General features: G+C 59.0%; 18 protein-coding genes. 14 read left to right on the top strand and 4 right to left on the bottom strand.

Translation table 11 applies throughout. The annotated features are described in order from the left end of the window. Complete coding sequence (locus JQ632_RS29060) at nucleotides 1-1,167, top strand: glycosyltransferase family 4 protein (RefSeq protein WP_212406072.1); 1,167 nt, start codon at nucleotides 1-3, stop codon at nucleotides 1,165-1,167. After that, entirely contained in the window at nucleotides 1,164-1,889 is a 726-nt protein-coding gene (locus JQ632_RS29055) for a polysaccharide deacetylase family protein (RefSeq protein WP_212406071.1), read from the top strand. Before JQ632_RS29060 ends, JQ632_RS29055 begins: the two co-directional genes overlap by 4 nt. Before the next feature lie 109 nt (nucleotides 1,890-1,998). On the opposite strand, the gene JQ632_RS29050 is transcribed toward JQ632_RS29055, so the two are convergent. Beyond that, complete coding sequence (locus tag JQ632_RS29050; RefSeq protein WP_212406070.1) at nucleotides 1,999-2,679, bottom strand: bifunctional 2-polyprenyl-6-hydroxyphenol methylase/3-demethylubiquinol 3-O-methyltransferase UbiG; 681 nt, start codon at nucleotides 2,677-2,679, stop codon at nucleotides 1,999-2,001. Between the two features lie 317 nt (nucleotides 2,680-2,996). Between JQ632_RS29050 and JQ632_RS29045 the strand changes: the two genes are divergently transcribed. The 11 genes from JQ632_RS29045 to JQ632_RS28995 all read left to right on the top strand — a co-directional run bounded on the left by JQ632_RS29045 (nucleotide 2,997) and on the right by JQ632_RS28995 (nucleotide 18,767). After that, entirely contained in the window at nucleotides 2,997-4,664 is a 1,668-nt protein-coding gene (locus JQ632_RS29045; RefSeq protein WP_212406069.1) for a GMC family oxidoreductase, read from the top strand. Then, nucleotides 4,661-5,677 (top strand): aldo/keto reductase, encoded by a 1,017-nt coding sequence (locus tag JQ632_RS29040; RefSeq protein ID WP_212406068.1) that lies wholly within the window; start codon nucleotides 4,661-4,663, stop codon nucleotides 5,675-5,677. Before JQ632_RS29045 ends, JQ632_RS29040 begins: the two co-directional genes overlap by 4 nt. Before the next feature lie 688 nt (nucleotides 5,678-6,365). After that, nucleotides 6,366-8,738 (top strand): Ig-like domain-containing protein, encoded by a 2,373-nt coding sequence (locus JQ632_RS29035; protein ID WP_249152605.1) that lies wholly within the window; start codon nucleotides 6,366-6,368, stop codon nucleotides 8,736-8,738. A gap of 324 nt (nucleotides 8,739-9,062) precedes the next feature. Beyond that, entirely contained in the window at nucleotides 9,063-10,766 is a 1,704-nt protein-coding gene (locus JQ632_RS29030; protein WP_212406092.1) for a type I secretion system permease/ATPase, read from the top strand. Then, nucleotides 10,763-12,076 (top strand): HlyD family type I secretion periplasmic adaptor subunit, encoded by a 1,314-nt coding sequence (locus tag JQ632_RS29025; protein ID WP_212406067.1) that lies wholly within the window; start codon nucleotides 10,763-10,765, stop codon nucleotides 12,074-12,076. Before JQ632_RS29030 ends, JQ632_RS29025 begins: the two co-directional genes overlap by 4 nt. 18 nt (nucleotides 12,077-12,094) lie before the next feature. Then, a complete protein-coding gene (locus JQ632_RS29020) occupies nucleotides 12,095-12,772 on the top strand; it encodes a 2OG-Fe(II) oxygenase (RefSeq protein WP_212406066.1) in 678 nt (225 codons plus the stop codon). 1,019 nt (nucleotides 12,773-13,791) lie between these two features. After that, a complete protein-coding gene (locus tag JQ632_RS29015) occupies nucleotides 13,792-14,403 on the top strand; it encodes a transglutaminase-like cysteine peptidase (RefSeq protein WP_212406065.1) in 612 nt (203 codons plus the stop codon). A 100-nt stretch (nucleotides 14,404-14,503) separates the two neighbouring features. Then, nucleotides 14,504-15,310, top strand: coding sequence for a hypothetical protein (locus JQ632_RS29010; RefSeq protein ID WP_212406064.1), 807 nt, complete (start codon nucleotides 14,504-14,506; stop codon nucleotides 15,308-15,310). 632 nt (nucleotides 15,311-15,942) lie between these two features. Further along, a complete protein-coding gene (locus JQ632_RS29005; protein WP_212406063.1) occupies nucleotides 15,943-17,016 on the top strand; it encodes a glycosyltransferase family 2 protein in 1,074 nt (357 codons plus the stop codon). Between the two features lie 6 nt (nucleotides 17,017-17,022). Next, on the top strand, nucleotides 17,023-17,937 hold the full coding sequence (locus JQ632_RS29000) for a polysaccharide deacetylase family protein (protein ID WP_212406062.1): 915 nt from the start codon (nucleotides 17,023-17,025) through the stop codon (nucleotides 17,935-17,937). 161 nt (nucleotides 17,938-18,098) lie between these two features. Beyond that, nucleotides 18,099-18,767, top strand: coding sequence for a formyl transferase (locus tag JQ632_RS28995; protein WP_212406061.1), 669 nt, complete (start codon nucleotides 18,099-18,101; stop codon nucleotides 18,765-18,767). Nucleotides 18,768-18,843: 76 nt separating this feature from the next. On the opposite strand, the gene JQ632_RS28990 is transcribed toward JQ632_RS28995, so the two are convergent. The 3 genes from JQ632_RS28990 to JQ632_RS28980 form a co-directional block, all read right to left on the bottom strand. After that, complete coding sequence (locus JQ632_RS28990) at nucleotides 18,844-21,978, bottom strand: DUF4082 domain-containing protein (protein WP_312015675.1); 3,135 nt, start codon at nucleotides 21,976-21,978, stop codon at nucleotides 18,844-18,846. A 314-nt stretch (nucleotides 21,979-22,292) separates the two neighbouring features. Beyond that, complete coding sequence (locus JQ632_RS28985) at nucleotides 22,293-22,535, bottom strand: acyl carrier protein (RefSeq protein ID WP_212406060.1); 243 nt, start codon at nucleotides 22,533-22,535, stop codon at nucleotides 22,293-22,295. Next, a complete protein-coding gene (locus JQ632_RS28980) occupies nucleotides 22,522-24,447 on the bottom strand; it encodes an HAD family hydrolase (protein WP_249152604.1) in 1,926 nt (641 codons plus the stop codon). Before JQ632_RS28980 ends, JQ632_RS28985 begins: the two co-directional genes overlap by 14 nt. Before the next feature lie 84 nt (nucleotides 24,448-24,531). Between JQ632_RS28980 and JQ632_RS28975 the strand changes: the two genes are divergently transcribed. Further along, entirely contained in the window at nucleotides 24,532-25,155 is a 624-nt protein-coding gene (locus JQ632_RS28975; RefSeq protein WP_249152603.1) for a GNAT family N-acetyltransferase, read from the top strand. Nucleotides 25,156-25,279: the final 124 nt, after the last annotated feature.

The following is a 25,279-nucleotide window of genomic DNA, read 5'->3' as shown; positions in this document are numbered from 1 at the left end:
ATGACTCAGAGCCACATCTGCGACAGCCAGGCGGCGCGGCGGATTGCATTCGCCACGGTCGGCGATGGGCGCGAGGTCAGGTTCTGGTCCGGTACCCCGTTTCACATGTCGAAATCGCTCGCAGGTGAAGGTCACGAGGTGGTCCATATCGGCCCCTTGAGCGCACCGATCCTGCCTCTATTTAAGACGTATTCCAGGCTTTGCCGTACCTTTCGTAGACGCGGCCCTTCCCCGTTCCATGCGGGGGCTGTTGTTGCACAGTATGCAGCGGACTCAGCGCGCAAAATCCGCGCGGTGTCGCCCGATGTCGTCTTCGCGCCGGCTGGCTCCACCTTTGCATGGAGTGTGCCTGACGGCGTTCCGCTCGTCTATGCGTCCGATGCGACCTTTCGGCTCGTTGAGAACTACCATCCTAACTATCGAAACTTGTCGCGCGGTGCTCGGGACATCGCTGAACGCCTGGAACGCGACACGATCGCGCGCGCGGATCTGATCCTCTACCCGTCGGAATGGGCAGCCGAATCTGCCATCAGGGATTACGGTGCCGACCGTAATCGGGTGCATGTCATTCCTTGGGGCGCCAACCTCGAAGAAGCGCCGGATCGTGCATCCGTGCTTGGATGCCGCAAGCCGGGCCCCTGCCGGCTCCTCTTCATCGGCGCCAACTGGGAAGAGAAGGGCGCGGACATCGCGGTCGGGGCCCTCGCTGAACTAAGGAACAGGGGCATGGAGGCGAAGCTCGTGATCTGCGGATGTACTCCGCGTAAGCCAGTTACTCAGGCCGGTCTGACGATCATCCCTTATCTCGACAAGAGTGATCGCGAACAGCGCAACCGATTGGATCAACTCTATCGCGACGCGGATTTCTTTCTGCTGCCGACCCGGGCAGATTGCTACGGAATCGTGTTCTGTGAAGCCGCGGCCCACGGAGTACCGAGCATTGCGCCGGCCACTGGCGGCGTCCCCTGCGCTATCCGCAACGGGGAGACGGGCTTGTTGTTGCCACCGAAAGCGACGAAGGCGGACTATGCGGCGGTCATCTTCGAGACCTTTGCGAACCCGGGCCAAATGGCACGCCTGAGACAATCGAGTCGCGACGCCTTCGAATCCCGACTGAACTGGCAGGCTTGGGGCCGGCGCGTTTCAGATCTGATACAATCACTATGATCGTCCTGAACTATCACGAGCTGGTGGAAGCCTCGCCTTCGAATACGTGGTGCCTGACGCACGATGCATTCGATGAGCATCTTGCCCTTTGTCGGGATAGCCTGGTCTCGCCTCAGAGGTTTCTGGAGCATTGCACCGATCCGAAATCCAGCCGTACCGGCGCGGTCGTCCTCACTTTCGACGATGGCTTTCTTTCGGACTACACGCTTGTCTATGCGCGTTATGTGAAGACCGGTCGGATTCCGGGTTTCATGTCCTTTATTCCAGTGAATTTTGTGGGCGCGCCGGGACGAATGAGCTGGGAGATGATTGGGGAGCTTAGCAGGGGCGGCGTTGCGATTGGCTCACACGGGATGGCCCACGTCGATTTGACCTCTGTCTCGGATGTCGAACTCGGTCGGGAGCTTACGGTGTCGAAGTCGATGCTGGAGGATCGCCTCGGGCAACAGGTTACTCTCTTCGCTTTCCCATACGGGCGCTTTTCCCGACGGGTTTGGGACGCGGCTCTGACGGCCGGCTACACGCACCTCTTTACGATCCAGCTTGGGTATCATCGCGGATTCGAGGCCTTTCTCTATTCCCGCCTTTGTCTGACGAACAACATGGACGCGGAGTACTTGCGCCGGCACTTGCTTGACCCGGATGGGATGCGCGGCTTTGCCTGGAGGACCAGCACAAAGCTCGGGCTCTATCGCCAACTGATGCGCTGGCGGTACCGATAGCGAGGTAGACAGTTGATCGACGATTTTTCTCGGTGCCGGTCCATAGCCAAAACGATGAACGCGAGCATCGAGACCGTGCGCCCATACTAGACGGGGCTCCTCGGCGACTTTAATTGGGCGGTTTCAGCGCTGTGCAAAGCCAAGACATCGCCCGTTGGGTCGTCTTGGCCTCGTCGATCACCTCGAACGCTCGCTTTGCCTCCCGCAACACTGCCAACGATCGCCGCGATGCCGTGTAGTTCGAGACGATGATGCAGCCCCCCGGTTTGAGCGACTGTGCGTAACGCTCGAGCGACCGTACGGGGTCGCGCAAATAGAAAAGAGACTCGTTGAAGACGATGACATCGAAACGGCCGTCGGGCTCGTACACGTCGCCGTCGGCCTGGGAAAAGTTCGTGCGATCGTTGTTGTACAGCCGGAGCTTCTCGATCGCCACGTCTGAGATGTCAACTCCGACATAGCGTTCATATCCGAGCTGCTTAAAGTGCTCGAATAGCATGCCGTCTCCGCAGCCGATTTCCAGGTACTCGCCGCCACGCCTAAAAGCGTCCATGAAACCGATGAGCGTCCAGTGGCGAGCTAGCTCGCGCTGCATGTAGGTCCAGAGCCCGTCGCTGTATTCGGCGTCCCACGTAGACTTCGCTTTTGGGCTGTCACCGAACCCCTGCGCGGTCTCCCACTCGCTGACCGCGCGTCCCAGCGCGTCGCCAAACGGCAGCCGGGCCAGTCCGAAGGCATAGTACGCAGCGCGCACGCGGCGCCATGCGTGGTAGTGAAGTGCTGCAAGCATTCCCAACCTGCCAAGTGCAATGCTGTAATTAATACGTATTAACCATTGACGCGTGTATTTAGCTCCGCCTATCATTATTTGTACTTTGCATTTTGTAGCAGAAAATCAAAGCCATGAGTAATGGTTTTGCCAAGTGTGCCGAAACAATAAATCCCCCCTCATTGGTGCTTGGGCGGTTGCGCCTAAGGCTCGCACACGGGTCGCTCGGCTATCGGATTAATCGACGCATTTATCATGGGTCGCTGCTTACAACTGATGGCCTATTGCCACCCGCCTGGCACGCTAGCACCTGACCAATTCTTCTGAAGGGAGTTGTCATGCAGATCGGGCCGGCGCTTTCAGGTGTATTGCGTACCACGGCGATTGAGGAGTTGCGGCGCGTCGGAGCGCAGGATGCGATCGTGATCGGCGGGGGAGCGGCCGGGGGATTGGCAGCGCTCTTACTCGCCGAGGCTGGTCTGCGCGTGCTTGTGCTCGAGGCCGGGTGGCAGCATTCGCCGCGAGCGACCGGGATGCGCCGAGCTATTGCCAGCATGAGCCGGAGGCTCGCGGACCCTGCGACACTTCGTTTGCTTCCTCCTGCGGTTGTTCCCTTTGGCAGGATGGCCTTGAGAGGCCTCGGCATGTTGCGCCAGCCCATCCAATCTCGCTGCAGCATCTGGGGCCGAGCACCGGAATCGTTTGTAGATGATCATGACTTGCCTTATGTCACGCCACGGAACCAACCTTTTGTCTGGATACGCGCGCGAACGCTCGGCGGTCGCGTGGGCCTTCCAGGACACGGCCGGCAATATTATCGCCTGAACTCATCCGACCTTGCGCCGTGTGACGGATTGAGCGCGCCTTGGCCGCTTGAGCCAGGTGAGTTGGATCCCTGGTATTCGATGGTCGAGCGACGGCTAAGGCTTGCGGGTGCCATGGATGGCGTGCCATGGCAGCCTGACAGTGATCTCTCGCGAGAACTTGAACCTTCACTGAATCAATTCGCGCTGATGGCAGCGATTGGCGCACGATGGCCTCACTCGCGGCCGATGCTCACGCGCTTTGCGGCACCACTGGATGCCTTGGAGGGCGCTGCTCTTACCGGGCGTCTTCGATGCCGCGAGGGCGCAGTCGTAAGGCAGATCGATGTTGATCGGTCAGGTCGAGTACGCGGCGTGGTCTGGTTCGATCAACAGAGTGGAAGCGATGTACGCGCTTGCGCTCCATTGGTCTTTCTTTGCGCGTCGGCATTGGAGTCAACCCGAATACTATTGCTTTCGCGTTCATCAAAAGCGGTCCAGGGGCTCGGTGCAGAATCTGACGCGCTGGGGCGCTACTTGATGGACCATATTGTAGTGACCGGGTGGGGTGGAGGGGCGCCGCTGAAGCCCGGCCCAGTGCTCGAAGATGGGTGCGCGATCTACCTTCCACGCTTCGATGCGCGCGACAGGCCCGCGCCCCTGGGCGGGCGAGGTTTTGGCGTGCAGTTGTATCAATTTCCAGGAGGGCACGGGCGCTCCCATTTCACGGCGGTTAGTTTCGGTGAAATGCTCCCTCGTGCCGAAAACCGTGTAACGCTACATCCCACACGACGGGACGTATGGGGAATCCCCGTATTGCATATCGACTGTCGCTATAGTGAAGCGGACTTGGCGCGTGCCCGCGATCAGGCGGCTGCCATCCGCGAGATCGCCGCAACAGCTGGCGTGACGTTGAGCCGCGTTAACGACCGGCCGGCGCCCCCAGGCTCCGCGATTCATGAATGCGGGACCGCCCGGATGGGTATCGACCCGGCGACCTCCGTGCTCGATCCAAATAACCAGTGCTGGGACGCGCAGGGATTGTACGTTACGGATGGTGCCTGTTTCCCGTCACAGGGCACGCAAAATCCCACCTTGACCATTCTCGCTCTGACCGCGCGCGCATGCCATCACGCGGTGAGCACCGTCGCCCAAACAAGGCGAGAAGCCGCATTCGGGTTGGCCGGAGACACCGCGTCATGACGGTTGCTACGGCCGCGCCGTTCCGAGAAATCCTTCCGCGAAACATGCTCCCCCTTGGTTTTGGATCCGGTGCACTGTTAAGCAAGCGACGAACCCGCCGTGAGGCTCTGAGGTTGCTCGAAGCGGCTATGGATTGTGGGGTCACATATTTTGATACTGCGCGAATGTATGGTGCCGGTCGCGCAGAGGGCATTTTGGGAGAGTTGACGGCGCGCAGGCGGGAGCGCCTGGTTCTGGCGAGCAAGGCGGGCATCCTCCCACAAAGTCGAGCGCTTCATGTACGCGCAATGGGGCGCGGCATCCGGCTTCTGCACAAGGTCGCGCCAAGTTCAAAGAATTACCTGCCGGTGCCGTCCACCTACGTGCCGCGTTTCGGAGCCTTTGGACTTGTGGAATTCCGAAAGAGTGTCGAGACCAGTCTCAAGGAATTGCGTACAGACTATCTCGATATCTTACTCTTGCATGAGTGCAGCGCCGCCGACTTGGAGGAACCGGACCTGCTCCGCTTTCTCGATGATCTTAAGCGTGAAGGGAAGATTCGCGCACTTGGCATAGCGACTGGCATGGAGGAGACGACGTCTATCCTCAAAAGACATGCACCGTTGTTCGACGTTGTGCAGATACCGAGCGCCATCTGGAATATGAACGTTAGGAAGCTTCCGACTATTGATGGCCTCGTGATAACGCATTCTTCTCTTACCAGTCGATTCAACGTATTGCTTGATCGATTGTTGTCGGACGAACGAATGGCAGCTGAATGGCATTCGCTGACGCAGATCGACCCGCGTGATTCAACAAAATTGGCCCATTTGCTTCTGGCTCATGCGCTGAATGAAAATCAAAACGGGATCGTCATCTTCTTCTCATCCAGTCCGGTAAATGTTGTGGCAAACGTGAAATCTGTCAGCAGTCGAGCTATCGATGAGAAGCAAATCGCGGGCTTGAACGCATTGTTGGCGAGAAAGCACGTTGCCGAGTTTTTTGAGGCGAGCTTCCAAGGTCTGAACTTCTGAACTGTTTCGTTCCTTGTCGGCCGGAAGAGTCGGGTCGTGGGTTTGCTCGACCCCGGCAAAGGCAAGATGGTGCGGCGGGATGCCGCGCCCGAACTGCAACAGCTCGATTAATCTGCGAAGATCCCAATCAGCATCTCCATAGTTTTGAACTCGCTGAGATGGCGGAGGGCTCCGCCGGCACGGCGATTGTCTGTCTAATGCCGTCCAACAGCCATCGAACTGAAGGTCGATGGACGGTCGTGCTCTTGAATGTCCACAGATGAAATGATCGTCGCGACAAGTATTATTCAATATCTGGCGGTAGATAATCTCGAGAGGCGGTCTATTTAAATGATTTTCTGCTGTAGAGTCGTCGATGCAAGCTGTTTTCTGGTGGCGACGGCGCGCCTTCGATTCCAGCATACCTTCGTATGCTTCGATCGTTGTCACTCCTTCAACGCAGTGCGCGAGTGGTTGATTGAATTAGAGAATTGTGGACGCATTTAAATTCGCACGTGCGAATCTGGCGAGGGTAGCTCAGAAATTACCTTGGGTGGGCCGTCGTGTCGTCGCAAAAAAGCCTCCACCCACCGAGAAGACGAACCCAACGGCGCTGCGCCAGCAGGGTCGCACTTGGGGTCGCGTCGCTCGGGGAAAATTGGGCGCGTACCAGGGGCAAACCAGATCGAAATTAACAGGAGAAAACTAGATGGCATCCATTCCTCTGACATGGAATGATCCGTTGTTTAGCGGTGTGACTAATTCGGGGACGGTCTGGCTTCAAAATGGGGAGACGGTTTCGGGTGTGAGTATTTCCGACCAGAGCGACACTGTCGCCGTCGGAGGGAGTGGCTCGTTCACCATGGACGACGTCCGTATTATCTCAAGGGAAGGTGTGCGCATCGGGGGCAGCGGAGATGTCAATATCAATAACTCGTACATCGAGACAACGGGACTAGCGGGCGATCACGCCGACGGAATTCAGGCCTATGCTCCCGGCGCCACTGGGAATGTGACGATTACAAATTCGACTATTGTGTCGCACGACCAAAATGCCACCGCCGGCATGTTCATCGCAGATGGTTATAGCGGAACGTTCACTTTCAATAACGTGGTGTTCGAAGGTGGCCCGTTTGGTCTGCGTATTGCCGCGGATGCAGGAGCCGGTCACGATGACTACCTCGCCTTCAAAGACGTGTATTTTGTGGGGCCATTTGCGTATGGCGCGCTTTGGTTGGAGGAAGTCAACGCGAACATACACATCACGCAATGGGAGAATGTTCGCTACGCAACGATCGTGAACGGTCAACTTATCCCGGGCGATCTCATCCCGGCTCCCCTTCCAGTTGAAGGGTCGACCGCGCCCACCGCGCCGACGACACCGACCGTGCCGGGCGCTCCGACTATCGCGTCGTTCTCGACCGATAGCGGCGTCGCTGGCGACAAGATCACCAACGACAATACTCTCGAGCTCAAGGGCACCGCTGCTGCCGGCAGCACGGTCAAGATCTACGACGGGTCGACCCAGATCGGCTCGACGACCGCGGATTCAAGCGGCGGCTGGGACTACATCACCAAGGTCCTGACCGACGCCAAGCATACGCTCACCGCAACGGCGACCAATTCGTCGGGTCAGACCAGCGCGGCGTCGTCTGCGTTGGCAGTTACCGTCGATACCACGGCGCCGACTGCGCCGACCATTGTCAGCAAAACGGTGAACAGCGCCAATCAGATGGTGATGTCGGGCAATGCCGAAGCGAGCAGCGTCGTAAAGGTGTTCGACGGCACGACCCAGATCGGGACCGCGACGACCAACAGCAGTGGCGTGTGGAGCTATACTTCAGGCACTCTTGCGGCCGGTTCGCACAGCCTCACCGCGAAGGCAATGGACGTGGCAGGCAACACCGGGGCGGCTTCGACCGTAGTCACGGCCAGCATCACCTCGGCGCCTACCACACCGACATCGCCAACTACCGGTACGGTAGTCGAGTCGGCTGGTGTGACAAGTCTCGTGGAGAGCGGCGGCAAGTTTTATCTCAACAACAGCAGCGGATCAGGCCCCACGCTGAAGTATCAGGGCGTGGATTTTGTGGACGGGTCAGATGGCGCCTGGGCACCGATTGGTGCGGAGAAGACGGCGACCGGCTATCAGGTTGTCTGGAAGGAGGCGGGCACCGGTCTGTACACGGCCTGGAACACCGACACCAACGGCAACTACGTGTCCCATGTCAGCACGTTGACCGGCTCCACGTCGGGCGGCGCGGTGTCGGGTACGGACTCTGGCCTTAAATCGCTCGAGACGAGCTTCCAGCAGGATCTCAACGGTGACGGGCAGATCGGTACTTCCACTGCAACCGCACCGACGTCGCCAACGCCGACCCCCAGCAAGGTAATCGAGTCGGCTGGTGCGACAACTCTCGTTGAGAGCGGCGACAAATATTACCTCAAGGACAGTAGCGGATCGGGCCCCACGCTGAAGTATCACGGTGTGGACTTTGTGGACGGGTCAGATGGCACCTGGGCACCGATTGGCGCGGAGAAGACGGCGACGGGCTATCAGGTTGTCTGGAAGGAGGCGAGCACCGGCCTGTACACGGCCTGGAACACCGACACCAACGGCAACTACGTGTCCCACGTCAGCACCCTGACCGGCTCCACGTCGGGCGGCGCCGTGTCGGGTACGAACTCTGGCCTTAAATCGCTCGAGACGAGCTTCCAGCAGGATCTCAACGGTGACGGGCAGATCGGTGCTTCCAGCACAGCTACGTCGTCCACCGTATCCGGCGGTAGCACCACTCAGGTCGTTGCCTCAAGCAATGACATCTTCGTTGGCACCAGCCAGCCCGACACTTTCGTGTTTGGCCCGAACTTCGGCCACGACGTCATCCAGGGCTTCACTGCCCGCGGACCTGCGCACGACACGATTCAGTTCAGCAAGAGTGTGTTCGACAGTTTTGCCAGCGTTCTCTCCCACGCGGCCCAATCAGGCGCCGACGTCGTGATCACGACGGGGAGCGACACGCTCACGCTGAAGGACATGAAGGTCGGTTCGTTGACCAGCGCCGACTTCCACTTCGCATAGCGGACGGGCCAATCACACGGAGTAGTGCTCAACAACTGCCTTGGGGACCTCGTGGGGGCTCTGTAACCAAGGCGTGCTTCAAGGGCGGGTGCCATGACTGACTTCGCACGGCGGGGGGTGATCCCCCCGCCCGCAAATCCTCACCGAATCCAGCTTCCATTCCTGGCAGGACTGCCGGCCATCGCGAGAGGGTGGGTAGAACGTGCCGAACTTCGGACATCGCAGCTGATTGGCTTGGCAAGGCATCTGGTCGAAGCCTTGCGGCAAAAACTGTTCTCCGATCGGTCGCGGCCGGCTGACGAGTATAACGAGCCGGGGTCGGAGATGTCGGCCTTCCTGCGGTCCTGCCGCCGGATCTTCTGGGCTCTCGCGGCTTTCAGTGGCATGAGCAATCTCCTGATGCTCACCGGCTCGTTCTTCATGCTGCAGGTCTACGACCGGGTGCTGCCCGGGCGCAGCATACCGACGCTGGTTGCATTGATCGTGCTGGCGACCGTGCTCTACCTGTTTCAGGGCGGACTTGACTTCGTCAGGGGCAGGATCAGCGTGCGCGTCGGCCGGTATCTCGATGAAAAGCTGAGCGCGCGCATCTTCGACGCGCTCGTGCGTATCCCTCTCAAGACGAAAGCCGATGGCGACGGACTCCAGCCGTTGCGGGATCTCGACCAGGTCCGTGGATTCCTGTCCGGCGGTGGGCCGACGGCGTTGTTCGATCTCCCGTGGATGCCGGTTTATCTCGGCGTCTGCTTCCTTTTCCATTTCTGGATCGGCGTCACTGCGCTGGTCGGCGGATTGGTTCTGGTCGGCATTACAATGCTGGCTGAAACGCGAATGCGCGGGCCGACAAAGGCCTCGTCGCGGCTGGCCGTGTCGCGAACTGCCTTGGCGCTCGAGGGGCGACGAAATGCCGAAGTTCTGCACGCGATGGGCATGCGGCGACAGGCGGCTTTGCGTTGGCGTGAGGTCAATGCGAGGTACCTCGCCGCCCACGAGCGGGCCAGTGATGTCGCAAGCGGCCTGGGCGGCGCTTCCAAGGTCTTTCGGTCGATCCTGCAATCGCTGGTTCTCGCCGTTGGAGCCGTCCTTGTCATCAATCAGGAATCGACCGCCGGCATCATCATTGCCGGTTCGATCTTGACAGCACGGGCACTCGCGCCCGTCGAAATGGCGATTGCGAACTGGAAGGGCTTCGTCGCGGCGCGGCAATCGGGACAACGATTGGACCAACTGCTGCAGCTGCTGCCCGCCGAAGAGGAACCGCTCGCGCTGCCCGCACCGGTGGACACTCTTTCGGTCGAGCATCTCTATGTCGGTGCACCAAATTCGCAGAGGCCGACCCTTAGCGAGGTCTCATTCCAACTGCGAAGCGGGCAGGCCGTCGGAATCATCGGTCCGAGCGGATCGGGCAAATCGACCTTGGCGCGGGCGCTTGTCGGGGTGTGGCCCTGCGTTCACGGCAGGATCAGACTCGACAATGCCGCGCTGGATCATTGGTCTTCGGATGCCCTCGGGAAGCACATCGGCTATCTGCCTCAGGACGTCGAACTGTTCGACGGCAGCATCGCGATGAACATTGCCCGGTTCGATCCGCAGGCCACGGCCGCCGCGGTTCTGGAAGCGTCGCATGCTGCGGGCGCACACGAGCTCATTCTCTCCCTACCGGAAGGCTACAGCACGAAAATCGGCGAAGGAGGGCTGGCGCTCTCGGCTGGCCAACGGCAGCGCATCGGGCTCGCGCGGGCGTTCTACGGTAAGCCGTTCCTGGTGGTCCTTGATGAGCCATCGTCAAACCTGGATGCGGAAGGTGAGGAGGCCCTGACGGAGGCGATCCTGAACGTGCGTCGGCGCGGCGGCATCGTGGCTGTTGTCGCGCACCGCCCGAAGGCGCTCGAGGGCGTCGATCACGTGCTGGTCCTTGGGGAAGGCAAAGTTCAATCCTTCGGCAACAGGGAGGAGGTTCTCAAGAGAGTCTTGCGAAATCCTGTGCCGCTCAGGGTGGTCGCGGAAGCTCAAGGAGGCAGCCGATGAACGGCCAGGTGGCACCGGCGATGCAATCCATCCAACGTTACATGATCGTCGGTATGATCATGTTCGCCTTGGTGACCTTTGGGATCGGCGGTTGGGCGACAACGACCCAATTGTCAGGCGCGGTGATCGCCCAAGGCGTGGTCGTGGTGGATTCGAGCGTCAAGAAGGTCCAGCACGCCACTGGTGGGATCGTGGGCGAGTTGCGCGTGCGGCAAGGCGACCGGGTCAATGCAGGGGACATTTTGATCCGCCTCGACGAGACGCAGACGCTCGCAAATGCGACCATCGTCACCAACAGCATCGATGAGCTGTTCGCGCGGCAGGCTCGTCTCGAGGCCGAGCGCGATGGCGCCGAGCAGGTTATGTTTCCCAAGGTTCTGCTCGACCGGGCCAAGGAGAGCAACTCCGAGGCGACCCGTGCAATCACCGCGGAGCGGAAGCTGTTCGACCTGCGTCGTCAGGCGAGGAGCGGCCAAAAAGCGCAATTGCAGGAGAAAAGTGCGCAGCTGGAAAATGAGATCAAGGGCTATACGGGGCAGACCGAGGCCAAACAGAAGGAAGTCGAATTTATCCGCCAAGAGCTGGAGGGCGTGCGCAGTCTCTGGCAAAAAAATCTGGTGCCGATCACCCGACTTAATTCCCTTGAGCGCGATTCCGCCCGCCTGGAAGGCGAGCGCAGCCAATTGGCGGGAATGATTGCTCAGTCGAAGGGCAAGATCTCCGAAATTGGACTCCAGATCATTCAGATCGACCAGGACCTGCGGACGGAAGTCGGCAAGGACCTGATCGAAACGCGCTCGAAACTCTCTGAGCTGGGCGAGCGCAAAACTGCGGCGGTCGATCAATTGAATCGGATCGATATCAGGGCACCACAATCCGGCCGGGTCCACGAGCTGAGCGTCCACACGGTTGGGGGTGTTATCTCTCCCGGCGAGCAAATCATGCTGATCGTGCCCGATGCGGACTCGCTTGCGGTTGAGGTCAAGATCGCGCCGCGCGATATCGACCAGGTCTATGTCGGGCAGACCGCGACAATGCGGTTCGCAGCGTTCAACCAGAAGACCACGCCCGAAATCGACGGGGAAGTCAGCATGGTCTCGGCGGACATTACACAGGATCAGCGCGCCGGAACGAGCTACTACACGGGGCGCGTCCTGCTGAAGCCGGAAGAGCTGGCGAAACTCGGGTCGGCCAAGCTGCTGCCCGGCATGCCGGTGGAGGTCTTCATCAAGACGGCAGGTCGAACCGCGCTGTCCTACCTGCTCAAGCCGCTACACGATCAGGCGGAGCGCGCATTCAAAGAGCGCTGAGCCTTTGCTGGACATGAAATGACACAGCCCCGGGTGCATCCGCACCCGGGGCTGTACATCAACGAGCACCGAGCCCGCGCTCAGGGAGCTATTGGACAAATGGCATCGCAACCCATCATACTCTCACAAAACCCCGTTGTTCGTCTCTATGATGATGTCCTGGAACAACAATTGTTGGCCGATGTTCAAGACTATCTGCAAAATACATCATGGAAATTTGGAGCAGTATCATACAAAGCACCCGGCAGTTATCGCTATTGGTACAAGCATTTTGCCGGGGGATACGACGAAGCTGACACGTCAGATTGTTCAGATGCCTTGTTGAAAGAATCTCCGGTCATCTGGAAAATGTGGAGCCTCTTGGAGGAAACGATCTTCAAAGGCCACACCCTGATGAGGTGCTATGCAAACGGTTATCCATACGGATGCGAAGGTTCGGCCCATCTGGATTCAGCCAATCCCAGCGACTACACGGCAGTCTTCTATTCCAATCCAACTTGGGACCCCAATTGGGCGGGCGAGACCGTCTTCCTAACCCAACAACCACCGCCAGACATCATCGCAGCAGTTCTGCCACGTCCAAATCGGTTGGTGCTTTTCCAGGGGAATATTCCGCACGCCGCAAGAGGAATCTCAAGAGTCTGTCCATTGCTGCGGATAACATTGATGTTCAAGACGAAAAAGAAATTCAACTGAACAAGGGCAATGCCGAGCTTGCGGACGTGCTGTGCGCTGGGTGATCAGCGAGAATAGCTACTCACAGCGGAAGGCTCGCCGCTCGTCGCGTTGCATCCGAAGCCTATCGTTAGGCCTCGGCCCGCCCGGAGCCCCAGATTGCGCCGCGCCGCCATCGATCAAATCTATGAGGCGGGGCGCGCGTTTTGGGAACGCTGAGCCTTTGCCAGACGCGAAATGACGCGGGCCCGAGTGGCAGAAGCCACTCGGGCCTCGGCATCAACGTGCACCGAACTGACGACCAGCCCCTGCAATGCGTCTGGAGCCGGAGGGCGTGGCTCGAGGGGCCTCAGGCCGCCAGGAACGAACCACAAGGGTAGACAGCTTTCGCACCTTCGTCAGGCCTGATCGGGCGCTTCCGAGCAGCCGCCAGAGATTGGCTGGGATGAGCCTGCCAATACCGATCCGCGTGGTCGGCAGCGACAGCCAAGCCCGTGCGTCCGCACGGATCGAGTGTGCCGAATGCTTGTTGTGCCGGCCGGCGGACCTGCGGGCCGCTCGGCGGTGCAGCCCGCTCAGCACATCCGTTCGCTTGCGGTGCAGAGTCATCGCTGTGACGAAGACAAGCAGGGTGGCCTCAACCCCCAGAATGACGAGCAGTTCTTCCGGCATGTGCAATCTCGATCGTGAGGAAAGAGAAGCCGTTCGGAATACGATTTGCCGAGTGTTCGCATTGAATCAACGATTAAATCGTCCGAGTCGTTAAATTATTGCCTTAATTCTGAACGCCAGGCGGGGCGGCCCTGGCGCCGGCGATGTGGCTACCGCGGGGTGCAAGATCGTTCGAAGTGCCTCTGCGCGGGACCAGCGGGTTGCGGCGGCATCGATGTGCACGGATGAATCATTTTACCTTGTTGTATTATATTTAATTGACAATTAAATTAAATAAATTAAAAGGAGAAATATAGTTGCCGCGGTACTGACGGTGTCAGCGCAGCCAGCGGATCCGAGCCTCAGTTTGGCGTTTGCGAGGGGGGCAGATGTATCGAACCTCCGGCTCCGTCGTCGCCGCGGCGCTCGCGATCATGATCGGAGGAATTCAATGGGCGGGCGCAGGGCGCATGGCCCTGCCGGCGACGCTGCGGGCAGGGACTCAGCACATCGAGCTCGGAAGCCCGACGCTGCCGCCCTTTGCGTACACCGTGTTCTGCCTGCGCTACGAGGCGGAATGTCTTCTGCGGCGCTCGTTTCGCGGTGGGCCGATCCGGCTGACCGAGGACCGCTGGGCGGCTCTGCAGGAGGTCAATCGCGCGGTGAACCTCGCCATCGTGCCGGCACGCAACGAACGCGGCCTTGCCGGAGAGGAGTGGGTCATCAACCCGGATCGCGGCGATTGCAATGACTACGCCGTGAGCAAGCGCCACGAGTTGCTTCGGCGCGGCTGGCCTGCGCGAGTCCTGCTATTGAGCGAAGTCGTCGTCGGTTCCGGAGAGCACCACCTGGTGCTTCTCGTACGCACCGGCAGTGGCGATCTCGTTCTCGACAATCTCTCGCCCGAGATCAAACCGTGGTCGCGTGTTCTCTATCGCTGGGTTCGGGTGCAAATGCCGAGCCACATTCTGTGGGCGAGGATCGACGGGAAGGGGGCATGAACCCGACAACCATTCAATGGCAGATCGCTGGTGAAGATCGCCTGTGGCTTGTGGCACTTATAATCCGCACGGCCGCGATCAACTAAACAGAGGGACATCCGTGACGAAATTATCGCGTTGGCGCTGCTTCAGCTGGGCTCAAATAATCGCCGGCTTGTGTTACTCCGGTTCCGCGCTGGCAGATCAAGCGCTTTCCTCCAGCCAAGCGCCTTATCTTGCCTCCTCTCCTTCGCCTCTTCCTGCTCCGGCGTCGCCTCCTCCACTCTCATTTGATGACCCCCGCTTCGCCGGAAACACCTCCGAGCCGTACAGCCGTTACGGCAAGTTCTTCGGCAACGGTGAAGTGGTCGAGCATCGTTCGTGGGATTACAATAACGATGGAAGCTCGGTCGTCTGCGGCGATTGTACTTTGAAAGATTCCCGCATTCGATCCAATGAGGGATTCCGGTGTATTGGCTCCAGCGGCGTTGGCGGCATCAACCTTGATGGCGTCTACATCGAAACGAAAGGCTTGCCGGGCGATCACGCAGACGGGCTTCAGTGTTATGATCCCGGCAAGACCAACACCATCACGGTTCGCAATACAACATTCAAAACCTATAACAACACCAATGCAACGGCCGGATTCTTTTACGCTGACGGATTAGGCGGCTCAGTCAGTTTTGAAAACGTCCTGTTCTGGGGCGGGCCTTACGGATTACGAATGCATCCCGATGGCATGAACGTCACTGTTTCCCTGAAGGATGTGTATTTCGTTGGCCCGTTCCTATACGGCGCATTCTTGATAAACAATGCGGGCGGCGGAACAATGACGATCATCAAATGGGAAAACGTCAGGAGCGCAACTATCGTCAATGACCAGCTCGTGCCAGGCAAATTGATTCCTGACCCTCGAACCCACCGCTGATCCCTTTCCCAGCCCTTGTCCCGCATGGGCTGAACGTCTCGGGAAGACCCTCAAATTGGCAAGCTGACGACTTGCATTCTCGGACCGGGACCGCCCGCCGGGAAATAACGACTTGCAAATTAAATAATATAATATTATAGCTGTTTAATTAGCGGCTAGGGTAAATATTAATTATGGCATGCGGGGGACGAGAAAGCCCTCGTTCCCGCTTGAAATCAGGATTTGCAGTGGAAGCGCGTGGTAAAATGGTGCGCGGATGCGGTTTTGTGGGCGCGCGCGGCGCCCAGCTCCCGGGCGGTGCAGTCGCTAATGAACCGAGAAGCTCGTGCTTGCCAAAGCGAGCACTTGGCATGGCGGAGCAAGGAGCGACTAACGGTCGTCGACGGCTAGCCGCTGAACTGCATTTCCAGAATTATTTATCACGACGATCAACTCTCCGACGGTCGTGGTTGCCCTCGGCGTCGGGCCCGGCTGACATTCACCACGTTGACGAGCCGATCCCGGATGGTTTGGAGACCATCGCGAAAGAGGGCCTGATGAATCATGCTCGAGCAAGATGGTTGTCGGGCATACGTTCACCCGGACATTGAGCGGGGGAGTGGGTCCTTACGTATCGCACAAGGCGGAACCCTATGCGGGATGCAATTTATCGAGGCGCTGAGCCGGACATCTCGATCATCATCGTGAGCTACAACACACGCGTCATGACGCTCGAGTGTATTCGGTCTGTCTTGGCGCAAACAACGACAGTACTCTACGAAGTCATCGTTTTCGATAACGCTTCGACAGACGGGTCTCCAGAAGCAATTCGTGCAAACTTCCCTCAAATCGAGCTTGTCGCCTCGCAAGAAAATCTTGGGTTTGCCTCCGCCAACAACATCGCCGCGCTGCGGGCGCGCGGTCGCCGGTTTCTCCTGCTCAATCCGGACACCCTGATCTTGAATCACGCAATCGATCGTCTGTACGAGTTCGCTGATGCGAATCCACGCTGTGGGATTTGGGGCGGGCGCACCGTGCTGTCTGACGGCCGCTTGAACCCTGGCTCGTGTTGGGGAGATGCTACCTTATGGAGCATCTTCTGTTTTGCTACTGGTCTGACCAACTTGAAGCGCAGCAGCGCGGTTTTCAACCCCGAGGGATACGGTGGTTGGAAGCGTGACAGCATTCGCGCCGTAGACATCGTGACGGGCTGCTTTCTTCTCATAGACCGCGAACTCTGGAAGCAACTTGACGGCTTTGATCCTGAGTTTTTTATGTATGGCGAAGAAGCGGACTTGTGCCGCCGGGCGCGCAGGCTTGGTGCATGCCCGACCATCACGCCTGCGGCTACCATCATTCACTACGGCCAGTCTTCCGAACCCGATCAGGCAGAGCAACGCATCAAGGTCCTTGCTGGCCGGATCACGCTGCTGCGGCATCACAATTCTGCTCCAACGATTCTCGCAGGCAAGACATTGTATATGATGCTTCCCCTCCTGCGGTTGCTTGCTTACGGAGCAGCCGGCGTGGTCTCGGGCAGACGTGATTTCCGCGAAAAGGCGCGAAACTGGCGCCATGTCTGGCAATATCGTGAACGCTGGGTGAACGGGTGGAGCAACGTCGGCGTGAGGAGCGCACGCGGCAATCCACGCAACAACGCGTCAGACGAGATAGCTGTTGCGGAACACCCGTCAGGGGACGCGTTAACCCGCTCGCGCCAAGGGTAGCTGCTGATGCGGCGCGAGGTTACCATTGTGGTCTATCATCATATCGCGGACCAAGAAGACCCGTTAACCAGCAAGCTTGGAGTCGTTACAAGGCCGGACGTGTTCGAGAAGCACATCAGGTATTTCGCGCGCCATTTTGACATGGTGAGCGGATCGGACCTTGTACGTGGCTCGCTACCACGCAAACCTCTGCTCATCACCTTCGACGACGCATATCGCTCAGTTCTCGATACCGCAAGTACTGTCCTAAAAGCGGCAAATGCGCCCTCGCTGTTCTTCGTCAATCCTGCAACGCTGCTCGGGAGCAGCCTGCCGGTGGACAATATCCTTTCGTTGGCAGCAGAAGTTCTCGGTAAGCAGCAGGTGATAGCTCTTCTGAACATCAACGAAACAGGACTCACATCAGTTCCCGGACTGATCGCTAACGTGATTTCAAAGTGGACTCAGGCACAAATCGCGGATGCAAAGCGGCGGCTGTGTGTCGCAATGGGCACGAGTGAGTTGGAACTCCGGCGTACATCGAAGCTCTTCCTTGGCGCCACCGATATCAAGACGTTTGCGAGCCTGGATATTGAAGTAGGAAACCACTCGATGAGCCACACGTTTTTTCGTTCGCTTTCATCGACCGAGTTGGAGACCGAGATCGTACAAAGTCGCGAGCTTCTGGAGAAGTTATCGGGACAAACGGTCCAATGCCTGAGTATTCCTTACGGGAACGCACTTGATGCAACCGAGGGGGCGCTGCGAGCCGCGCGGCGTAGTCATAAGGCGATCTTTCTGGTGCACGCGAAGAGCAACCGCTTTACACCGGCTGCTGATATTTTTTATCGCATTAGCCTGGGGAATGCTGCGCCAGAAGAGATTCCGTTCAAGCTCCGGATCATGCCTGTAGTACGATGTGTGAGAGATTGGTTATGGTAGCTGCGCAACCTGAGCGAAAGCGAATAGTGGTGCTGACGCGAGATGGCCCGGAACATCGCTACGTCGTAAACATGCTTTGCGCTGGACTCTCCATTGATTGTGTCATTGTGGATCTGTCGCCACGGAGAACAAGACTGCGGCGTGCTGTGCGGAACGGGCTGGTGCATTTCCTGGGTAAGGCAACGCGTGCTGTGTTTCTCAAGATGGTTCGAGATGATGAGGCCCGGACGCGGTCACTTCAAAGTGTGTTGGGGCAAAAGGCTCAAGCATTTTGCGCAACTGGCCGAATTGAATACGTGAACGGCATAAACAGCGCCGAAACCTTGGAAATCCTGCGGCAGAGACGTCCTGATGCAATTCTCATTTACGGTACGTCGGTCGTGAAGAATGCGGTCCTCGACTCTGCAAGTGACATCTGCGTCAACCTGCATACAGGTATTAGCCCCCAGTATCGTGGAACAGCGTGCAGTTTTTGGCCGGTAGTCAATGACGAGCTGGACATGCTCGGGGCGACCGTTCATGAATGCACGCCCGGCGTTGACAGCGGGCCCATCTTCGAGACAGTGCATTCAAGTTACGAACCAGGGGACGACCTACATACGATTTTTGGCCGAGCGGTTATGGTCGGTGCAGAGGCATATGTACGAGTGGTTCAACGCTATCTGGCGGGCACCTTGAGCGGCGTTCCGCAAGACCTTAATCTTGGGCGCGAGTATCATGGAGCCGATTTGACTCTTGGCCCGGAGCTGGTGGCGCGACGCCGGCTCGCTCGTCTGAGGGCCATCGCCGAAGCCTCGATGATTGGTCAAAACGACAGAGCAATCCGCTGACGGGCAATCGTGCAAAAATTCGCGTTGTCGGGCGAAGTCGTGATCATCGATGGACGAAAGCCGTGGCCGGCGGCCGTTAGGACGCCGCTGCGAGCCCCAGCGCCGTAGCAGCTGAGGGGTCCACCCAACGTCGGATGGTGCCATCAATCAAATCGGCCCCGTAGATCCAGCCGTCGGGACCTTTCTGCATGTCGACGATGAATGGTACGTTGTCCACCAACTGGACGTTGGTGATCTGCCGGTTTGCGTCCAAGGTCGCGGCGAAGATCGTTCCGTTTTGGACATCGTCGAAAAACATTATGTTCTGATTGTAGAAATCTCCTGCGGTGATCACGTGGGCATTGTCGGGAGCCCCGTGGCTTCGGGACAGGATCGGAAATACGGCAGGCGGGTCTGACGTATTGTTCCGATTCCCATTATTGTAGAAGGTGATCGCCTGCGGGAGAGTTTGGTAGCTGGCGGTCTTGTCAGGGCCTTCGAAATAGGGCCATCCGAAATTCGAGCCCGCGGGCCCCGTATCGAGCTCTTCCCAGCTGTTCCAGCCCACATCTCCGAGCACAGGAAGATTGGTAACTGGATCGAAGCTGAAGCGGTACGCGTTACGAACACCGTAGTAGAACACCTTCGACGCGTTGCTGTTTGGATCGCTTGCCTGATAAAACGGATTGCCCGGCACCCCCTCACCTGTAATGGGGTCGATCCGCAACAACTTGCCCGACAGATTGTGGATGTCTTGCACCCGCACTCCCCGTGGATCGACGAAGTTGTACGACACGCCGTCGCCGACGGTGAGGTAGAGATAGCCGTCCGGGCCGAAATGAACAGCACCTATGCTGTGCGAATCACTATCGGTCGCCAGATAGTCACGGATGTTCTGGTTCTGGATGCCGGGCCGGTCCGGATCATTGTCCTGCGATCCAACCTCGATCTGGCTCGCCGGAGCCGTGATCGTGGTGCCGTTGACTATGCCGGAAGGAACGATGCTGGGATCGCCTGTGCTGTTTACGTCGGGGCGGCTCGTATAGGCCCAGATGCTGTTCTTGCCGACCAGCACCACCTCGCTCGCCGGATCGGCAATCATTGTGGTTGGGTCGACGGTGACCCTCACCAGGCGCGCAGGTCGGTTGCCGGCCTGATCGGGGGCCGCAAGACCGGTCTGGCCCGCCGTCTCGGGTGGATCGTAGGTATAGAGCAGGTAGACATAGTGGTTGGTTGCGAAATTCGGATTCACCGCGATACCCAGCAGCCCGCGATCATCGACGTCATTTACCTCGCTCGAAAGGTCGATGAGCGGAGTCGATCGAAGTGTTCCGTTGTCCACCACGCGCACCACGCCGTCCTTCTGGGCAACCAGCATGTAGCGGCCGTCTGGAGTCCAATCGATCGCCGTTGGTCCGCCGGCATACCCCTGGTTCAATCCCGTCACGAACGTCTCGCCCACCAGATTGCCGAGATTGGGGTTGTCATTATCCAGGATTTTCACCGTCGTCGTCGTCTGGGCGCCGAGAGTGGCACCGGTCGGGTTGCTCAAGGTGACAGTGAAGGTCTCGTCGTTCTCCGGTGTCGTATCGTTGATGATCGGGACCGTGATGGTCTGGGTCACCTGGCCAGCAGCGAAAGTCACCGTGCCCGACGAGGCCGTGTAGTCGGATCCCGCGAGCGCGCTGCCGTTGCTTGTCGTGAAGCCGACTGTTGCTGCTTGAGTGGTGCTGCCGCTGCGCAGCAGCGTGATCGTCGCGGTCTGTGTATTCTCCGTAACGCTCACCGCCGCGTCCGCCATTGAGATCGCGGCGGGCGAGTCGTCGTCGATGATGGTTACGAGCACAGTACGCGGGGCTCCGAGGGAGCCGGAACCGGGATTCTGAATCCCGACGGCGAACGTCTCGTTACCCTCGGTGAGCTGATCGTTCACAATTGGGATGGTGAAGCTCTTGGTGCTCTCCCCGGGGTTGAAGACGACCTGACCGGTGTTCGACCGGCCATTGAACGTGGGCTGGATGAAGTCCAGGCCCGCCGTAGCAGTGCTGCCGGTGCCGATTTCGTTCGTCGTGTACTCCACGGTCGTTTGAGACTGGAGGTCGCCAGAGCGTACGACGGTGACGGTGGCCGTCCCCGCCGCTTCACTGACATAGATTGTGGAAGTGTTAAGCAGTGAGATGACGTTGCCCGCAGCGAACACGACGTCGCGGAAATAATTCGAGTTCTGATAGGCGTTGGTCGGGAAGGCGCCCTTGGTCAAGTCGAAGACACCGGCCCCGACCGGGGCGTTCAGGCCACCATTGCTGATGCCCGATGCGAAGCCTTGCGTGGTGGCGACGTAGTAGCTGTTGATGTTGACGGAGACGACGTAGGTCGTGCCGGCCTGGATGGTCAGCGGCGTGGCGAGCGCCTGCTGCTGCCAGCCCGATGCGCCTTCGTTGGTGAACGTGACCGTCGCCAGCTCCTGGCCGGTGGCCGACCAGATGTGGCCGATATGCGTGCCCGTCTCGCTCGGGGCCTTGTAGTACCGGATCGCCTGGATCGCGCCGGTGCTGTTGCTGGTGAAGCGCATCCCCAGCTCATAACCCACTCCGTCGGTGGCGTTGGCTATGGCGGGCGTCTGGGTGGTGAACAGGGTGGTGGTGGCACTCGCAGCCGCAACCGTCGCCGTGGCCGTGCTGGTCACGTTCTCGCTGGCGCCGAGCAGGTCGGTGTAGGTGGCATTGACGCGGATCTGCTTGCCGACCAGGCTGCTGTCGAGGGTGAGGCTCGAGGTGGTGGCGGCCAGATTCGTCCAGGTGGTGCCGTCGGGGCTGCTCTGCCAGTGATAGGTGATGCTGGCCGGGACGCCGTCAGGATCCGTGACGCTGGTCGTCAGCGTCTGGCTCTGGGTCGCCGTGCCGTTGATCGCGATGGCGCCGACGTCGTTGACGTTGGCCACTGTCGTGGCGGTCGCGGCGCTCACCGGGGTCTCGGTGCTGCCCAGGAGGTCCGTGTAGCTGGCGGTGACACGGATGAAGCTGCCGACCTGGGCCTGCGCGAGGACCAGCGTGCTCGCCGTTGCGCCAGAGATGTTGCTCCATGAGTTGCCGTTCGTGCTCCGCTGCCACTGGTAAGTGACGGTGCCTGGCACTCCGTCCGCATCGCTCACGGTCGCGGTCAAAGTCTGGTTCTGCGTCGGCGTCCCGCTGACGCTCACCATACCGGCGCGGTTATTGGGCTTCACCGCCACGTTGGTGTACTCCCCCGAGCTAGTCAGCGTAGTAAGATACGACTTAAAGTTGTAGCCCCAACTGTGCGGGTTGTAGTGTCGGCCGAGGCTGCCATGGCGCTTGCATTAAAAATATTAAATAGCATTAAAACGATTAAATCGAAAGCAGTTTTTGTCTTTGGAGAAGCGACACTCGTCAATTTCTCTTGAACTTGAAGAAGCGCGCGTCACTGATCTCGCGCACCAGTTCCGCATCCCGCGCCGGGGTCAAAGATTTGGATGAAGCGGACTGGGCAGTTTGCCCAGCCCGAACACACACATGCGATGTCCAGCTCTCATGGCTCCATCCGTTTCGCGATTAGATCGGCGAACTCACCCAGGTTCCGGGCCGCCTCGACTTCACCAACGCGGAATCGTACGCGAAACTTCTGCTCGACGGCGATGACCAGCGAGATATTCTTGAGCGAGTCCCACTCCTCGACGTCGGCCGCCGACAGTTCGGGCTTGGCCGCGACCTTCTCAAGGAAGATGCCGTCGAAGACCTCCTGCAACTTTGCCAGTACTTCAGCTTGCTTCATAAGCCCTCCGGGTCACGCTGATCTTTGTCGAACGCATCTGATACTTCTCCACCTCGAGCTCGAACTCTTTTCGGGCGGTGGAGTCTTCCGTACGTATGAAGCCAAACTCCTCGTAGATTCCGGCGACGATTCCGTTTTTTGCCGTCGGAAGATAAATGCCACGAACTGTTGCGCAGCCGGCGATCTCTGCAAGCCGGAAAATCTCATTCATGATCTCGTCCTCGACCTGGCGCTTAAGAACGCGGCAGCTCATGAGCCAGGTATCAAGTACGAAGACGCCGCCCTCGATCTTTGCAATGACCACCGAGATGAGCCCGGAATCACCGAACCGGTCCTCGAGCCGCATCGTGAAGCACAAATAGTCCGGCCTTCGCAGGAGCCCCTGGATCTCAGTTTCGGATCGACGGACCGTCGTCAGGTTGAACTGGTTGCTGCGCGCGATCAGCTGGGCAATGCGGGGCAGGTCGAGCGAGTCGAATTCCTTGATCGCGCCTCGCATCTCGAGCGAGGCGAGGTAGGCCGGCATGTCGGTTACGGTTGCCGCGAGCTCCGTACGTCGCCGCTCCTGCCTATACTGTGCCGTCCGCTCGAGGTCCTCCTCGGTGACGTTGCGTGGCTCGAAATGTCGCCCGGCCTGAAGGCGACCGATGAATTCGGCGGGATCCGGTCCGAGGAGCACGCCTTCGACCTGGGGCTGAAACTGGCGCACAATCTCGATCTCCGCCGGGTTGTCGTCGGCGAAGACGAAGCTGTCCAGGCCGACGCGGAGTTCATCCGCGATCCGCTGCAGGTTGTCGGACTTCGGGTCCCAATTGGCCTTGAAGGCCGCGAAGTGCTCCAGGCGGAGAACCATCTCGGGATGCTTCTCGAATACCTCGATCGCGCGCGCATGGTCGTTCTTGCTGCATACCGCAAGCAGGACGCCGCGTTCGGAAAGCGCAAGGAGGTACTTCTGGAAAGCCTTGAAAGCTTCGCCGCGGGGAGAGGAGTCGCCAAGTTCGATGCCCTCGATACCGTCCTCCGCGATCACGCCGCCCCACAGCGTGTGATCGAGATCGATTGCCAGCACCTTCTTGGGGCCTTGCTTGCGGGAGGCGATCAGGTGGCTCAGCTCTTGCGCGACGTCCACCAGGAAATCCGGCGAGCCGAGCTGCTTCGATTCATACCACGCTCGCGCATCCTCCGCGGCATTGATCCCCCGGCGTGCCGAGAGGAACTCGACGTCGCAGATTTGCACCTCAGCTGGGGCCCGAAGCCCGAGCTCAAGGTTTACCGCCTTGCGGAAACTCCAATCGGCGCCAAGCGTGCGTGAACGAAACGAGCCGAGATCGAGGTCGCCGGGCAGCGCAAGATTGGCAAGGATCACCGCTGCACCCGAGCGTGCGATGAAAGTCTGGGCGAGGTTGAGGAGCTGCTCCGCGGCGCCAACTGCAGCTTCGCGCTGATATTCGACGGCATCGAGGAGCGAGCCGGAAAACCGGCAGTGGCCCGCGTTCGGAAGAATGAAGGCGAGATCCGGCTTGAAAGCGTAGAGTGGGCTCGAGCCGTCGAGGATTTCCGAGACGAAATTATCGTAGTCGCCAAGGAAGCGTTCGCACTCGACTCCACGAATAGCCAGCAGATGTTCGACCAGTTCGTGCAACGGATAAAGGTTGTAGCCTCCGATCAAGGCGAGGCGGAGGCTTGTCTGGACACTTTCGGTCGCATGTCGCTTCGCCTTTTTTCGAAGCGTCGACAGAAAGAACAGTTCGGAAAAACTCGCCGCTTGCCGCGAGCGGGCGGCGAGATGTCCCCAGAACGCGGTATCGCCGGACAGCGCCAGGGACTTGAGTTCGGCATCATTGACGTGCCGGTCCGGCAGGACGGGTGCAGCAGCGAGAATAGCGAGCCTCCTCGGGGACAGCAGCATCATTTGATTGGCGCTCACATTAAATAATGCTAACGTTCGGGTCAATTAAAGATATTTAAATGTCTTGAATTAAGGTGAAATAAATAAATGATGGGGCATACGGGACTGGAACCGCCGAGTTCGGGCACGCTATCCACCAAGACTGAGAATCTCAAACGGCTTCCTGAAGGAAATAACCTGGTCCTCCGAGAGGTCCGGCTGGAGGACTCGGCGCAAATCATCGCGTGGCGGAACGACCCCGTTCTCGGCAAGTTCATGACCCGGGAAAAGCTGACCTTGTTCCAGCAGGAAGAGTTTTTCCGAAACTATCAGGCCAGGGCGGACGACTACTATTTCATCGCCGAGTTCAAGCGCTCGCGAAAACCGGCTGGCAGCATCGCCCTTGCGAACCTGGATTTCGCGGCGAAACGCGGCGAGGTGGCGCGGTTGATCGTCGATCCGGGCGCGCGCCTCTTTCTGGCCGAGATATTCGATCTGCTTTTCGCGTTCGCGTTCGTGCAGCTAGGGCTTTCGGTCGTCGTAGCCAAAGTGCAAAGCAAGAACGTTCCCTCGAAGAACTTCCATATTCGCCTTGGTTTCGAAATCGAAAAGATTGCGCCGAAGGCTTGGTGGAACGGCGACGACGTGATTACGTTTCGGATGTCGCGCGAAGATTATCCGCGGTTGAAGCAGGCCTGGTCGGCGCTGCTTCTTGATGCGCGGGAAGATTAACTGCCTCGCCAACTCAGCCAGCGCAGCGGGAGCAGCGGATCGCGCTTTAGCAGGCTGCTGAAGAAGTCTCGATTTTGTGTGATTTAGGTCTTTTTGCAGGGGCGCGTCGAGATCGGATGTCGGA

Source organism: Bradyrhizobium liaoningense (assembly GCF_018130955.1).
GTDB lineage: Bacteria > Pseudomonadota > Alphaproteobacteria > Rhizobiales > Xanthobacteraceae > Bradyrhizobium > Bradyrhizobium liaoningense_C.
This window is presented reverse-complemented; position numbering and strand designations above follow the sequence as displayed.

Bases quoted from the DNA above. Each gene is read 5' to 3' on its own strand.
- JQ632_RS29060 (WP_212406072.1), top strand. From the start codon at position 1: ATGACTCAGAGCCACATCTGCGACAGCCAGGCGGCGCGGCGGATTGCA.
- JQ632_RS29055 (WP_212406071.1), top strand. From the start codon at position 1,164: ATGATCGTCCTGAACTATCACGAGCTGGTGGAAGCCTCGCCTTCGAAT.
- JQ632_RS29050 (WP_212406070.1), bottom strand. From the start codon at position 2,679: ATGCTTGCAGCACTTCACTACCACGCATGGCGCCGCGTGCGCGCTGCG.
- JQ632_RS29045 (WP_212406069.1), top strand. From the start codon at position 2,997: ATGCAGATCGGGCCGGCGCTTTCAGGTGTATTGCGTACCACGGCGATT.
- JQ632_RS29040 (WP_212406068.1), top strand. From the start codon at position 4,661: ATGACGGTTGCTACGGCCGCGCCGTTCCGAGAAATCCTTCCGCGAAAC.
- JQ632_RS29035 (WP_249152605.1), top strand. From the start codon at position 6,366: ATGGCATCCATTCCTCTGACATGGAATGATCCGTTGTTTAGCGGTGTG.
- JQ632_RS29030 (WP_212406092.1), top strand. From the start codon at position 9,063: ATGTCGGCCTTCCTGCGGTCCTGCCGCCGGATCTTCTGGGCTCTCGCG.
- JQ632_RS29025 (WP_212406067.1), top strand. From the start codon at position 10,763: ATGAACGGCCAGGTGGCACCGGCGATGCAATCCATCCAACGTTACATG.
- JQ632_RS29020 (WP_212406066.1), top strand. From the start codon at position 12,095: ATGACACAGCCCCGGGTGCATCCGCACCCGGGGCTGTACATCAACGAG.
- JQ632_RS29015 (WP_212406065.1), top strand. From the start codon at position 13,792: ATGTATCGAACCTCCGGCTCCGTCGTCGCCGCGGCGCTCGCGATCATG.
- JQ632_RS29005 (WP_212406063.1), top strand. From the start codon at position 15,943: ATGCGGGATGCAATTTATCGAGGCGCTGAGCCGGACATCTCGATCATC.
- JQ632_RS29000 (WP_212406062.1), top strand. From the start codon at position 17,023: ATGCGGCGCGAGGTTACCATTGTGGTCTATCATCATATCGCGGACCAA.
- JQ632_RS28985 (WP_212406060.1), bottom strand. From the start codon at position 22,535: ATGAAGCAAGCTGAAGTACTGGCAAAGTTGCAGGAGGTCTTCGACGGC.
- JQ632_RS28980 (WP_249152604.1), bottom strand. From the start codon at position 24,447: ATGATGCTGCTGTCCCCGAGGAGGCTCGCTATTCTCGCTGCTGCACCC.
- JQ632_RS28975 (WP_249152603.1), top strand. From the start codon at position 24,532: ATGATGGGGCATACGGGACTGGAACCGCCGAGTTCGGGCACGCTATCC.